This window comes from Actinosynnema sp. NPDC002837 (assembly GCF_040295345.1).
GTDB lineage: Bacteria > Actinomycetota > Actinomycetes > Mycobacteriales > Pseudonocardiaceae > Actinosynnema.
Map to the genome: position 1 here is coordinate 37,803 of NZ_JBEOVG010000023.1, position 12,531 is coordinate 50,333.

The 12,531-nt window shown below is 74.1% G+C and carries 11 protein-coding genes; 5 read left to right on the top strand and 6 right to left on the bottom strand.

Annotation, left to right across the window (positions count from 1 at the left end; translation table 11 throughout):
- Positions 1 to 16: 16 nt before the first annotated feature.
- Positions 17 to 502 carry an NUDIX hydrolase gene (locus tag ABTZ99_RS18410; protein WP_499612479.1) on the top strand — a complete coding sequence of 162 codons (486 nt, stop codon included), beginning with the start codon at positions 17 to 19 and terminating at the stop codon, positions 500 to 502.
- A 55-nt stretch (positions 503 to 557) separates the two neighbouring features.
- Here ABTZ99_RS18410 and ABTZ99_RS18415 read toward each other — a convergent pair whose 3' ends face one another.
- Positions 558 to 914 (bottom strand): VOC family protein, encoded by a 357-nt coding sequence (locus ABTZ99_RS18415; protein WP_498775386.1) that lies wholly within the window; start codon positions 912 to 914, stop codon positions 558 to 560.
- 224 nt (positions 915 to 1,138) lie between these two features.
- Between ABTZ99_RS18415 and ABTZ99_RS18420 the strand changes: the two genes are divergently transcribed.
- On the top strand, positions 1,139 to 2,005 hold the full coding sequence (locus tag ABTZ99_RS18420) for a hypothetical protein (protein ID WP_498775384.1): 867 nt from the start codon (positions 1,139 to 1,141) through the stop codon (positions 2,003 to 2,005).
- A gap of 11 nt (positions 2,006 to 2,016) precedes the next feature.
- A complete protein-coding gene (locus ABTZ99_RS18425; protein ID WP_499612482.1) occupies positions 2,017 to 2,616 on the top strand; it encodes a DUF3558 family protein in 600 nt (199 codons plus the stop codon).
- A 39-nt stretch (positions 2,617 to 2,655) separates the two neighbouring features.
- On the opposite strand, the gene ABTZ99_RS18430 is transcribed toward ABTZ99_RS18425, so the two are convergent.
- Together ABTZ99_RS18430 and ABTZ99_RS18435 are read right to left on the bottom strand one after the other, a co-directional pair.
- On the bottom strand, positions 2,656 to 7,158 hold the full coding sequence (locus tag ABTZ99_RS18430; RefSeq protein ID WP_499612484.1) for a trypsin-like peptidase domain-containing protein: 4,503 nt from the start codon (positions 7,156 to 7,158) through the stop codon (positions 2,656 to 2,658).
- Positions 7,158 to 7,469, bottom strand: coding sequence for a trypco2 family protein (locus ABTZ99_RS18435; protein WP_498775378.1), 312 nt, complete (start codon positions 7,467 to 7,469; stop codon positions 7,158 to 7,160). The genes ABTZ99_RS18430 and ABTZ99_RS18435 overlap by 1 nt, the downstream gene beginning before the upstream one ends.
- Before the next feature lie 250 nt (positions 7,470 to 7,719).
- Between ABTZ99_RS18435 and sigJ the strand changes: the two genes are divergently transcribed.
- Complete coding sequence (gene sigJ, locus ABTZ99_RS18440) at positions 7,720 to 8,616, top strand: RNA polymerase sigma factor SigJ (RefSeq protein ID WP_499612486.1); 897 nt, start codon at positions 7,720 to 7,722, stop codon at positions 8,614 to 8,616.
- A 44-nt stretch (positions 8,617 to 8,660) separates the two neighbouring features.
- Positions 8,661 to 9,227, top strand: a complete 567-nt coding sequence (locus ABTZ99_RS18445) for a DoxX family protein (RefSeq protein WP_499612488.1) — start codon at positions 8,661 to 8,663, stop codon at positions 9,225 to 9,227.
- 70 nt (positions 9,228 to 9,297) lie between these two features.
- Here ABTZ99_RS18445 and ABTZ99_RS18450 read toward each other — a convergent pair whose 3' ends face one another.
- The 3 genes from ABTZ99_RS18450 to ABTZ99_RS18460 form a co-directional block, all read right to left on the bottom strand.
- On the bottom strand, positions 9,298 to 10,263 hold the full coding sequence (locus ABTZ99_RS18450) for a hypothetical protein (RefSeq protein WP_499612490.1): 966 nt from the start codon (positions 10,261 to 10,263) through the stop codon (positions 9,298 to 9,300).
- 116 nt (positions 10,264 to 10,379) lie between these two features.
- Positions 10,380 to 11,426, bottom strand: coding sequence for a polysaccharide pyruvyl transferase family protein (locus ABTZ99_RS18455; RefSeq protein ID WP_499612492.1), 1,047 nt, complete (start codon positions 11,424 to 11,426; stop codon positions 10,380 to 10,382).
- Positions 11,423 to 12,523, bottom strand: coding sequence for a hypothetical protein (locus ABTZ99_RS18460; RefSeq protein WP_498775368.1), 1,101 nt, complete (start codon positions 12,521 to 12,523; stop codon positions 11,423 to 11,425). The genes ABTZ99_RS18455 and ABTZ99_RS18460 overlap by 4 nt, the downstream gene beginning before the upstream one ends.
- Positions 12,524 to 12,531 lie beyond the last annotated feature (8 nt).

A 12,531-nucleotide genomic window follows, 5' to 3' on the forward strand; every position in this document is an offset into this window, starting at 1 on the left:
CGGTTGGATGTGTGCCATGCGACCGCTCCCGATCCGCGACCGCGCGGGCAACGCGTTGGTGGGGTTCCGCACCGTCGCCGAACGCGAACTGGAGGGCCTGGGTGATCGGGACGTCGTCCCGGCCGCCCTGGTGGTGGTCGAGCACGCGGGCGCCGTGCTCATGGTGTTCGACAGTTGGCGCCGGGCGTGGGAGCTCCCGGGCGGCGGCCGTGAGCCGGGCGAGACGACTCGCCAGACAGCGGTCCGGGAGTTGCGCGAGGAGACCGGCATCGGCGAGGTGGCGCTGGACGGTGTCGCGGTGGCCGAGTTCACCCTCGTCGCCCCGGACCGCCGTGAACTCCTCGCCATCTACCGGCTGCGCCTCACCGCCGCGCCCCGCCTCCTGGTCAACGACGAAGTGCTCGACTTCCTGTGGTGGTCACCGTCCGCCCCGGTCGCCGACGCCATGAACCCCCTCGACGCCGAGATCGCCCGACGCGTCGCCCGGCCTCCGCCCGCGTGAACCGCCAGACCTTCGGCGCTGCACGCGGGTCGGAAGGTGCGGGTGAGGCTCCGGGTCAGTTCACGCAGAGGCAGAACGGATGGCCCGCCGGGTCGAGGAAGACCCGGAAGGACGTGCCCGGCTGGTGCGGGTGTTTGGTCGCGCCGAGGTCGAGGACGGCCGCCTCGGCGGTGTCGAGGTCGTCGACGGTCACGTCGAGGTGCATCTGCTGGGGCGACTCCTGGCTCGGCCACACCGGGGGCGCGTACCCGTCCACCTGCTGGAAGCAGATGCACTGACCGTGCTCCGCGCGGACCTCGGCCCAGTCGGGGGAGACGTCGACCTTCCAGTCCAGCAGCGCGCCGTAGAACCTCGCGAGCGCACCGGGGTCCGGGCAGTCGATGACGATGCTGGGGAAGCGTGCGATGGCCATGCCGGTCATGCTAAGGGTGGTTGCGGACGATCCACGTCCGGATTGTGGCGTTGACACCCACAGGTGTGGCGTGCCGGGATCCGGACGTCGCCCGCCACTCCGACAGGCGTCAGCACCCGCGTGCCGGACGTGGCGGGGCACCACGCGACCCGGCAGGATGGGCACGTGAACCAGCTTGATGGGGCAAGTCGATTACGTCGGCGGCCGTCCGGGGCGGGTGCCTCGTGAGCCGGAAGCGGCGCGAGCGGGCACGGGTGTCGACGAGGATCCGGCAGCTTTGGGAGATCACCGTGACCACGGTGGCGCTGCTCGCCGGCACCTACCTGATCCTCGCCACGATCGAGCCGACCAGGATGGTGCTGGAGCGCTACCTCGGGCGGCTGGAACTGCCGGGGCTCGTCGCGCTGATCGGGGTGATGCTGGAGATCACCACCATCGCCGTCTACCAGCTGGGCCGCGAAGTCCGGTCGCTGCGGACCCGGATCACGGGTGCCGAGCACGACCCGGGCACGCACTCGATCAGCGGAGTGCTCTCCGCGTTGAGCGACGACACCGTCGGCCGACGGGACCGCCGACTCGCCGTGCTCGGCCTGACGCTGAACACCAGCTGGCCGGCGCTCGCCGGCTGGCTGACCTCGCCCGATCGCCCGACCGGCTGGCACATCACCTTGCTGTGCCTCGACCCGGCCTTCGTCGCAAGCTCCGGCGAACTGCCCCACGAGTGGGCGGAGGAGGCACGGCGCAGCACGGCGAAGATCCGCTCGTTCATCGAGCAGGAGGCCGACGACCTGCGCCGCCAGGGGATCACCGTGGAGCTGAAGACCTACGCCTGCGTCCCGGTCGTCCACGGCTTCCGCTTCGGTGACGGCACCATCTACGCCTCTTACCTGCAATGGACGGACACCGGCCGGATACGCCCGTTCGAGTTCTACGACCGGCTGTCCCCGGACGACAGGTCGCCGCGCACCGGCCACTACCGCCGCCTCTTCGAGAGCTGGTTCACCCGGGCCGACACGGTCCGCGCCACGCCGTACGCCGTCGAGTCGAACGCCGTCGAGCCGTCGAGCCACCCGACTCGGCGGCAGGCTTAGGATTCCGCGTCGTGCCACTCTCCGCCGGCCGGTCGGCCGCCCTGCTCCTCCTGCCGCTGCTGTGGGTGTCGGCCTGCACGACGCCACCGCCCGGGTCGTCCGCCACGCCGCCGTCCTCCCCGGACCGGCCCGCGTGGGTGTCGGTCACCGAGCAGGCGGAGACGGTCCGCCCCGACGAGTTGGCCACCGACCGGCCGAAGCGGATCGCCGCGGACGCCGACCTCTGCGCGTTGCTCACCGCGCAGGAGGTCACGGCCGCCACGGGCGCGCCCTCCGCGAAGACCGGCAGGCCCCTGCCCGGCACGTTGTGCCTGTGGCAGCTCGGCGACGCGGTGGACGACCGCGGAACCCCCACCGAGACGCTGGTGCTCACCTCCGCCTTGTCGGGCGTGTGGCTCGGCGATGAGCAAGGCCTCGTCGGCGGCTACCCGACCCGCAGGCTGGTGGGAGACGGCTCCTGCACCCTCAAGGTCGGGATCCGCCGTCCGGACGCCCCGACCGACACAGTGGTGCTCAAGGTGATGCTGCACGTCACCGACCCGACCACCGACCCGTGCGCGGCCGCGCAGACGCTCGCGGAAACCGCCTTGAGCCGGATCCCGAGCGCTTGACCGCGAGTCCGCGCGGAGCGCACGAGGACGAACACGCCCTCAGGCCGTCCACCACGAGTCGACGTCCAGCACGCTGTGCGCGGTCCGTTCGAGCACACCGTCGCCGAGCCGTTCGAGGAACGGGATCGCCGCCGTCAGCACCGAGAAGAACACGTACCTGTTCCAGTCGAGGGACAGGCGCAGCGCCTCGCGCAGCACGGCGAGCGCCGCGTCGTCCGACCGACCCGGATAGGCGGTGACGGCGGCGAGCGCCCTGGCCTTGTTGGCGTCCGACTGGCCGATCGCGGTCAGGCGTCGGTCCGTTGTGGACGGTGCGCCGATCGCCGACGCCGTGCGGTGCGCCGTGTCCGCGAGCTCCCGGGCCCACTGCCTCCTGGCCGGCACGCGGTGCGCGTGGGTGGCCAGCGTCGTCAGCACGATCGCCAGCGTCTCGTCGCTCGGCACGCCGTCACCCATGTCGCCGTACTGCGGCTGGTAGGGCCGCGGATCGCGGATGACGGCCAGCGCGGTCTCGAAGCGGCCCGCACGCGCCAGCCGCGTGACGACCGCGTCGAGCATCGCACCCCGGCGAAGGTCTTCGTACCCCGGGATCGCATGGGGGTCCGTGCCGTCAGGGGCGTCGACGAGCGCTTCGAGAGCCGGTGAGACCCTGCGGTCGTTCCGCTCCGCGCGGTGGCGCAGCGCGGTCGGCAGGGTCACGGCCAGTTCGGTCGAACCGTCGTAGGCGAGCAGGTCGGCCACCCGCTCGCCCAGGGTTTCCGCACCTTCGCCGAGCAGGTCGAGCGCCGCGTCCACGTCGCCGCCTTCGAGCAACCCGACGATGGCGGGGACGCGGGCATCCGGGTGGGCGAGCCGCTCGCCTACGGCCAGTGCGGCGTCGAGTCGCCCGGACCTGGCCAGGGCGCGCACGGCGGCGTCGAAGAAGACGCGGCGATCGCGCGCCACGCCCTGCGCCGGCAGAACGGACAGGGAGTGCAGCGCGGCCGTGCGCGCGAGTTCCGCGCGCCCCTCGGCCAACTGGCCCCGCACCACGTGGGCCAGCGCCGCGGCCCGGCGACCCGGCAGCTTGTCGAACTCCGGCAGGACCCGCCGCAGCCCGTTCTCGTCGCGCGCGTCGATCGCGCGCCGGACGAGCGGGTACGGCGACGACGCCACGCGCCGGCGCAGCACGTCCAGCACCTCGTCGGCGTCCGCCGCGAGGGCCACGTCGGAGTCCAACGTCGGCCGGTCGAGCAGGTCCGCGGCCATCTCGGCGGTCGGCGGGCCGTCGACCAGCCCGAGGACGTCCGCGAGACGGGCGAACGTCGAACCGCGCGCGATCGAGCGCGCCGGCATCCCCTCGGCGACCTCGACCGCCTCCGCCCCGAAGCCGGCCCTGGCCAGGATCACCGCGACGTCGCCGCGCGCGTCCCTTAAGCGGCCTAGCGCGGCGAGGGCGGCCTCTCGGGCGTCCACCGGGGACCTCGCGGCCAGCGCGCTCGCGATCGTCAGCAGCACCTGGACCTTCCCCTGGTCGGAGGTGAGGCCGGCGAGCAGGTCCCGCGCCCGGTCGACCGCGCCCTCGTGCACGTGCGCGATCGCGACCGCGGCCCGGACCACCTCGGCCGACTCGCCGGCCGCGGCCAGGTCGAGCAGCGCCACGTCGACCCCGGCGAGGACCGCCTGGTGGGCGAGGACGACGGCGGCATCACGTCGCGGCGTCGCGACGGCCCACCCGGAGAACTCGTCCCAGTCGAGGTCGAACCACCACGTGATCTCCGGCCACTCCCGGGTGCGCCAGCCGCTCTCGCTGATCCGGCTGAGCCGGGCGAGGACGCCCACGCCGTGCTCCGGTTCGCCCACCCGGACCCGCGCGGCCGCGACGCCGACCCGGTCCACGTCCGACGGGTGCCGACGGCCGGCGAGCAGCAGGCCCGCCTTGTCGACGAGCCGGCGCGCGGCGTCCACCCGCCCCCGGTCGGCGACGACGATCGCCAGTCTCGCCACGGAGTGCGGCAGGCCGTCGACGCGCCAACCGGTGATCCCGTCGTCGATCCCGTCGGCGACCGCCAGCGCCTGGTCGACCCGCCCGGCCTCGGCCAGCGCCAGGGCCAGCAGCGCGTGGGCCGTCGCGACGTCCGCGCGGTCGGCGAAGCCCCGCGCGATCGTGAGGCCCAACTGCGCGGCGCCGTGGCGCACCAGGGCGGGCGCGATCCGCTTGAACGCCAGGGCGACCGGCCGTCCGCGCGCCCAGGCCCTGATCACCTCGCAACCGTCCTCGACCGCGCCCGCCGTGAACAGCGCCAGCGCCAAGTCCTCCAGGCACGACGACTGGTGCTGCTCGCCCGACGCACGTGCCGCGCCGACCGCGGCGGCGACCGCTTGGCGGCACCGCTCGGGCTCGCCCGCCTGCCACAGCGCGACCGCGATCGACTGGAACGCCCGGCAACGGTCGATCGGCCGTTCGGCCAACGCGGCATGCGCCTCGGCCCTCGCCGTCTCGCCCGCGGCGACGAGGGCCGCCAGCAGCGATCCGGGGACGTCGTCGGCGATGCCCTTGATGTTCACGGCGGTCAGGGCGGTGCGGATCTCGGCCACGACGTCCGGCGGCGACCTCCGCATCAGGATGTCCAGGACCGCGCCCACCTCCGCCCGCACGCCCCGCGGTGACAGCGTCCTGGCCACCACCAGCTCCAGCCGCCGCCTGCCGACCAGCCGCGCGGCCAGCTCGAAGTCGTTCGCCCGGTCGACGTGGCCGAGGACGGCGGTCAGCGCGTAGTCGGGCGTGTCGTCGGGCCACCCCGCGTCGGCGTACCCGCGGCACCAGTCGAGCAGGCGCCGGTCGGCCGCCCGCCGCTGCGCCGCCGTCAACCGGGTGGCCAGCACCACGGCGAACTCCTCGTGCATCAGCTCGTGCCGCGGCGAACCGATCAGGAACCGGCGCACCGGCGCGAGCGCCCGCCGGATCCGGTGGGCGGGCACGCCGAGGGCCTCGGCGAGCTCGACCTCGGTCAGGCCGCGGGCCGCCGCGAGCAGCAGGGCGAGCGCCTCCCAGGTCGTGTCGTCGTCGGCGTCGACTTCCAGCAGGTCGAGCTGCCAGCGGAAGTACCCGGCCACGTCCGCGGGCCGCTCGCGCCGGTAGGCGGCCAGGGCCGCGTCACCGTCCCGCGCCACGTCCTGGGCGGTGAACCTGGCCAGCAGCGGTTCACCCCTGGTCACCTCGTGCACGGCCGCCGCGGACGACGCGGGCTCGGCGGCGCCGAAGACGTGCAGCAGCTCGGCGATCTCGGCCACCGACAGCGGTGGCAGCGCCACGAGGTGCGCGCGGTGCAGCGGGTGGTGCGGCGGCACCAGCGAACGGGCCCGCGGACTCGGTCGGGAGGTCACGATCACGTGCGTGAAGTCGGGCACGTGCGCCGGCAGCAGCTCCGCGACACCCGGGCGGTCCGGCGCGGCCTCGTCCAGGCCGTCGACGACGAGCAGCAGCGGCCGCCCCGGCCCGGCGTTCGCCGCGGCCTCCCGCCACAACTCGTCGAACCCGCCCGCGCCGTCGTCCGACCGGTTCAGCAGCGCCGCCAGCTGACCGGTGAGCCCGGCGACGAACGCGGCCGGCGTGTGGTCACCGAGGTCGCGGCGCAGCGAGAACCCGACCAGATCGGGCGTCGGACCGTCCCACGCGTCGCCGGCGTGCCGCCGCCACAGATCCGCGACCAGCGTCGTCTTGCCGAACCCGGCCGGCGCTTCGACGAGGGCGTAACCGCCTTCCCGCGCCCCGCTGAACGCCATCAGCCGACGCACCTGGCCGTCCCGTCCCACGACGGTGGACGTGTACTCGACGATCGCCGCGCTCAGCTCGTACCGGAACGCCGCCGGCGCGTTGCGGCGTCCACCGGTGGACGGTGGCGGCGCGGCGACCGACTCGGCGACCGGGTTCGTGCCGCCGTCGGCTTCGACGAGGCGGCGGAATTCGGGATCGCGCAGCACGGTGTCCAGGCGCGCCGCGTGCAGCCGCCGGTTGCCGAAGTCGACGTCGTCCAGCACGACCACGCCCACCAGCAGACCGGCGCAGAAGACGGCGGCGCCGGACACACCGGCCCAGGCCCGCCGCCCGGGCTGCGGCGCCGCGTCCTGGTCGAGGACGTAGGCGCCGTGCGGCCCCGTCGACAGCGGGTTGACCACGCCGGCCAGCTGCTCGACCCCGGCGCCCGCCTCGCCGTAGTCGGCGAACCCGGGGAACCCGATGCCCGAGTAGCGGACCTGCTCGATGCCGTCGACGACGCCCCACCGCACGGCGTCGCCGAGCTCCCCGTCGGCCGGCGGGTCCAGCTCCAGCAGCGCCACGTCCAGCGCGGGGTGGCTCCACACCAGCCGGGCGTCGTGCCGCCGTCGTTCCCGGTTCGGGTGACCGAGCCGGACCACGACGCGCGGCCAGGCGCCGTCACGCGTGCCGACGACGTGCCCGGCGGTCAGCACCAGCCGCCTGCCGATCAGGTAACCCGAGCCGGCGCCGCGTGCCGCCGCCTCCGTCCCCGCGCGGACGTCGGCGAGCCTGCGCTGGTCCATCAGCTAGTCCACGGACGCTCGACATCCCGGGAGACCTCGAGGTTGCGACCGGTGGCCGCGTCGGTGGCGGTGAGCCGGAGCTTGACCCGGTGGGTGTGGGCGCTGGCCGCCTTGCCCTCCGCGTTCGCCGAGACCACGCCGAACTGCACCTTCGCGCCGGCCTTGCCCTCCTTGCGCACCTCGACGAGGAGCTCGACCTCGACCTCGGTCACCTCGAAGCGGAACTGGTGGCCGGCTCCGGCGTCCTGGGCCAGGCCCAGCTCCTCCCGCAACCCGTCGATGGCCTCCGCGATCCCCACCCGGTCCGTCACGTCCAAACCCCCTGCTCACGCCCGCCGGAAACCGGTCGATTGTGACACGATCACCCCACCGCCCCGGCTCCACACCGTCGACGCGTGCGCTGTTCCGCGATGGGCGTCGACGCTCGACGCGCCCGAGAACGGTGGTGCGGGTGGATGTGCGGCGCGTCACGTCCCGTGGTGTCACGTTCGGACGGGTCCGCGGTGTCTTGGGAGGCATGCCCGAGCACAGCACGTCGAACGACGCGGGAGTCACGTCGCCATGACCACCGACGAGCACGCCGAGCGGTTCACCCTGTTGCGGCCACTGCTGTTCACCATCGCCTACGAGGTGCTCGGCTCGGCGACCGAGTCCGACGACGTGCTGCAGGACAGCTACCTGCGGTGGGCCGAGGTGGACCTGGCGGCGGTGCGGGACACCAAGTCGTACCTGGCGCGGCTGGTGACCCGGCAGGCGCTCAACGCGTTGCGGGCGAGCGCACGGCGGCGTGAGGACTACGTCGGCCCGTGGCTGCCCGAGCCCGTGCTGCTCGACGAGCACGACGCGTCGGCCGACGTCGTGCTCGCCGAGTCCGTGTCCATGGCGATGCTCGTGGTGCTCGAAACCCTCGCGCCCGACGAACGCGTGGTGTTCGTGCTGCGCGAGGTGTTCGGCTTCTCCCACAACGACATCGCCGCCGCGGTGGGCAAGCCCGTGGCGACCGTGCGCCAGGCGGCGCACCGCGCCCGCAAGCACGTGCAGGCGCGGCGCAGGCGCTTCGAACCCGCCGACACCGCGACCACCGCCCGGATCACCGAGCAGTTCATGGCCGCGGCCGGCACGGGTGACGTGCGCGGGCTGCTCGCCGTGCTCGCGGAGGACGCCACCTTCACCGCCGACGGCGGCGGCAAGACGCGCGCGGCACGCCGGCCGGTGGTCGGCGCGGAGGCGGTGGCGGCGCACCTGGTGAGCCTCTTCCACAAGGGCCGGGCGACACCGGGCCTGCGGATCGAGAGGGCCACCTGCAACAACGCGCCCGCGCTGGTCGTCCACCGGGGCGACCGGCTGGAGGGCGTGTTCCTGATCGAGATCACCGACGAGGTGATCACCAACGTCTACGTCGTCCGCAACCCCGACAAGCTCCTCACGCTGACGGTGCCCCGCCGGATCAGCCGGTAGCGGCAGCCGACCCGAACCGACAGGAAACCCTGATGCGAACCCACATGACCGAAAGCCGACCGCACGCGACCACCACCGCCGCCGCCGCCGCACCGACCGGCCGGAACCGGCTGCGTCCCATCGCCTTCCGGCTCGCCACCTTCGTCATCGTCTTCGAGCTGATCGCCGGGTCGGCGTGGAACCTGCTGACGATCGACTGGATCGACGCGCAGTTGGCCCACCTCGGGTACCCGGACTACTTCGCCCAGGTCCTCGGCGTCTGCCAGTTCGGTGCGGCGGTGGCGATCGCGGCGCCCGGGTTCCGGCTGCTCAAGGAATGGGCGTACGCCGGAGTCTGCTTCCTGTGGGGCGGCGGCGTGGTGTCGCACCTGGCACTGGGCGACGGCCCGGAGTCGTGGGCGCCGCCGTTGATGTTCCTGGTGCTCGCCGTGGCGTCGTGGGCGTTGAGGGCGGAGGACCGCCGGCCGGGAACCCGTCCTCGCGCGTGGGCCGTTTCGGCCGGGTTCGTCGTCGTCCTGTCCGCCGTCTCGCTCCTCACGCTGCCCGCCGCCGAGGACCTCACGGGCGAGTGGGCGGTCGAGCGCGGCTGGGTCGACGACCAGCGGCCGTGAGGCGATCGACCCGCCGGAGCCCGGGTGGCGGCGGAGCACGTCGGACCGCGCACCGCTGACGGAGGTCGCGCTACCGGTCCCGGGTTTCGGCGAGTCGGTCGACACCGAGCCCGCTGATGATCAGGCGTTCCTTGCGGTTGCCGGTGAGGAGTCGGCTCCAGTCGACGAAGCCCCCGTCGGCGACCTCCAGCCGTCGGCCGGCGATGGTCGTGCCGACCTTGAAGCACACGCCGGTGTAGTAGCCGCGCCCGGTCGTCCGGTCGGGATCGTCGAGCACGTCGACGCCCGGCAGGTCGGCCAGGTCCTCGCGCACCCGGTCGACCACCGGGCCGGTCGCGTCGTCCAGGCGGGTGAGCCGGATCTCGGTGTGCCGCCCGCCCGCCTCGGCCGTCGCCCGGGCGGCGAACCGCAGGTGCTCGGTCAGGTGCCGGTGTTCGAACGCGTGGTTGCCGGTGTCGCGGCCGGCGGTCACCAGGCCGAAGAGCTGGAAGTGCGCCAGCATCCCGGGTCCGTCGAAGTGCTGGGCGCGGGTCACCCGCTGGGTGGCCGCCAGCCTGACGGGCACGGACGACCGGGGATCGGCGGCCAGCGCCCGGGAGCGGCGCGCGGACGCCTCCAGCGCCAACGCGTTCGTGGGGTCGGCGGCGACCTCGCTGCCCCGGACGGTGGCGATCACCTTGCGCGGGTCGACGGTCGCGACCGCCGAGTGCGCCGCCAGCGGCACGACGGGGGCGAGCACCAGGACCTCGAAGTCGTCGGGCAGCGCGGACAGCAAGGCGTCCTCGGCCCGGCGCAGCGCGGCGAAGTCGGTCGCCGCGGGCGCCACGAACCGATCGCCGCGGTACCGCCGCATCACCTCGGCCGGCGTGAGCCGGTCCGCTCGCCGCCGGAACACCTCCAGCAGCAGCGTGGTCAGGTCCGCGCCGGAGAGCTCCTCCGCCAGCAGGTCCACGAGTTCCGGCCCGCCGACCCGGTCCAGGACCCGCCGCAACGCGTGGTTGACCGGTGCTCGTCCGGCGAGGTCGTCGCTCGTCATGGTCGACGAGTATCACCCTGGCGACAGCGGTCGACCAGGGAATTTCCGGCGGGCGTGGGATTCCCGGCGCGGCTCGGGCACGGCGCGCCCGGATGGCGACCGGTCGTCCGGCCGGATCACGGAGGTCGTTCCCGGTCGGTCGGGGCGAGGGCGCGTGCCTGCTCGACGGCTTCGGCCGGGCTGCCGGCCCAGCGCACGCCGGGCCAGCCGCTGGTCCAGGTGCGCCAGCTGTTCTCCAGCTTGCCGTGGCGATCGGCCAGCAGCACGTGGGGCCGGTCGAGCACCAGGCTCAGCAGGTGCCCGTGCAGGCGGTCGGTGATCACGACGTCGCCGCCGGCCAGCAGGGCGAACCCCCGGGCCAGCTGGAGCGCCGCGAGCTCGTCGTGGGCGGCGGTCACGGCCGCCGCCGCACCCGGGTGGAAACGCCTGTGCACGGCGGCTCGCAGTCGTCGTCCGGCGGCCTCCCGCCGCAGCCGCCAGTCCGGGGCCGCGCCGAGGTCGTCCGTCCAGTCGGTGTGCAGCGCCCTGCCGCGTGGCGCGGGCAAGGGGAGTCCGCTGGCCTCGTGATCGGTCCGGGCCAGCCACACCACGTCGTGCGCCCGGTGGCCCGTCGTGGCGGGCGCGGCCAGCGCGAAGGCCGGGTCGGGGCACAGCAGGCTGGGCGCGGCGAAGTGGGTGCGGGCCGACCGGAGGCTGTGCCGGTCGCGCACCAGCAGGGTGAGGTCGGGGTGGGCGTCGAGGACTTCCCGCGCCCGGCGGAGGTTCCCGTCGTCGCGGAAGCAGATCGACTGGGGCAGTTGCACGATCCGGTGCCGGGGGAAGGACCGGACGACGTGCTCCCGGAAGCGCTGGCGCTCGGGCCACAGGTCGCCGAGGTTGCCGCCGCCGTGCAGCAGGATCACGCCCTCGGGCACGGCGGTCAGCAGGTCCTCCGGCCGGAACGACCGCTCGTGGCAGGTGTACGCCACCGACACGCCCAGCTCGCGCAACAGCGTGCGCTCGCCCGTCCAGATGGCGCTGTCGCCGACGTTGGCGTGCAAGGGGAAGTCCACCAGCGCGCACCGCGTGCCGGGCGCGAGCAGCGTCGAGAGGACCCGCGTGATCTCGCTCCGCAGCTCCGCTCGACGCCGTTCGGGAACCGGCCGGACGGTCTGCGCGGTCAACTGCCCACCTGCGGGGGATCACCCGCGCGACGCAACCCGTCCCGCAGCGCGTCGGCGATGTCCTGCCGTCCCCGGTTCTCGGCGTCCCGCACCAGCGAGCGCATCGTGACGCGGCCGGGCTCGTCGGGCATCGGCACCGCGCCGACCAGCTCCAGGTCCAACGCCGTCGGCAGGGTCGCGCACCGCCCGGACGCGCCCGCGAGTTCGAGCGCGACCATCGTGCCCACGCACTTCTGGCAGTGCCCGCAGTTGTGGCCGGGCTCGCTCTTCCAGCAGACGCAGAGGTTGTCCAGGGCCAGGTCGCCCTCGCCCGCCAACCGGATGACCTTCTCGGCGCGGGTCGCCTCGGCGCCGTCGTGGACGATCTCCAGTCCCTCGGTGGAGAACAGGTGGTCCAGCAGGGGGTGCGAGCCCAGGGGCGGCAGGTGCCGGTACTGGTCGCTGGAGGCGATCAGGCAGCGTCCCAGCAGGCCCTGCAGGCTCAACGCGACCGAGGCCAGCGCCGCGCCGTGGTACTCCGGCCAGAACGCGGTGGGCTCGCACAGCGACCGGACGTTGGTGTCGATCACGAGCAGCTGCTTGCCCGTGCGCGCCGCCACGTGCCGCAGCCTCGCCAGCAGGCGTTCGTGCCAGGCGCCCGTCTTCCGCTCGAAGTTGGCGAACAGCAGGTGGGTCACCGGCTCCCAGTCCGGTGCCGCGGACCGGGCGACGTCCTTGAGCAGGCTGTAGAACGAGTCCACCCCGGCGGTGAAGAACAGCCCGACCGCGTCGCCGGCCCCATGCGTGGCGACGGGCGCACGCAGGTCGACCGGGTGCAGGTGCGGCCACCACGCGGTGTAGATGTCGGTGATGGTGGACGCCGACCGGAACAGGCGGCGTGAGACCGGGGCGTGGACGCGCACGTCCTCCTTCAGCGCCATCGCGGGCATCATCAGCGCGGCGAGGAAGGCGTCGCCCACCGGCGGCAGCCACTCCGGCTCGGCGCCGTGCACCGTGAAGTGCAGGCGTTCGCCGTCCGGCGTCAGGGCCGAGTCCACCGCCGCCGACAGCCGCCAGCCGTCCGGTGTCCGATCGCGGGCGACGTCGTCGACGATCACGGTCGCGT

What these genes read in the sequence shown, in the direction of transcription:
- ABTZ99_RS18410 (WP_499612479.1), top strand. Translation starts at nt 17, where the DNA reads ATGCGACCGCTCCCGATCCGCGACCGCGCGGGCAACGCGTTGGTGGGG.
- ABTZ99_RS18415 (WP_498775386.1), bottom strand. Translation starts at nt 914, where the DNA reads ATGGCCATCGCACGCTTCCCCAGCATCGTCATCGACTGCCCGGACCCC.
- ABTZ99_RS18430 (WP_499612484.1), bottom strand. Translation starts at nt 7,158, where the DNA reads ATGGACCAGCGCAGGCTCGCCGACGTCCGCGCGGGGACGGAGGCGGCG.
- sigJ (WP_499612486.1), top strand. Translation starts at nt 7,720, where the DNA reads ATGACCACCGACGAGCACGCCGAGCGGTTCACCCTGTTGCGGCCACTG.
- ABTZ99_RS18445 (WP_499612488.1), top strand. Translation starts at nt 8,661, where the DNA reads ATGACCGAAAGCCGACCGCACGCGACCACCACCGCCGCCGCCGCCGCA.
- ABTZ99_RS18450 (WP_499612490.1), bottom strand. Translation starts at nt 10,263, where the DNA reads ATGACGAGCGACGACCTCGCCGGACGAGCACCGGTCAACCACGCGTTG.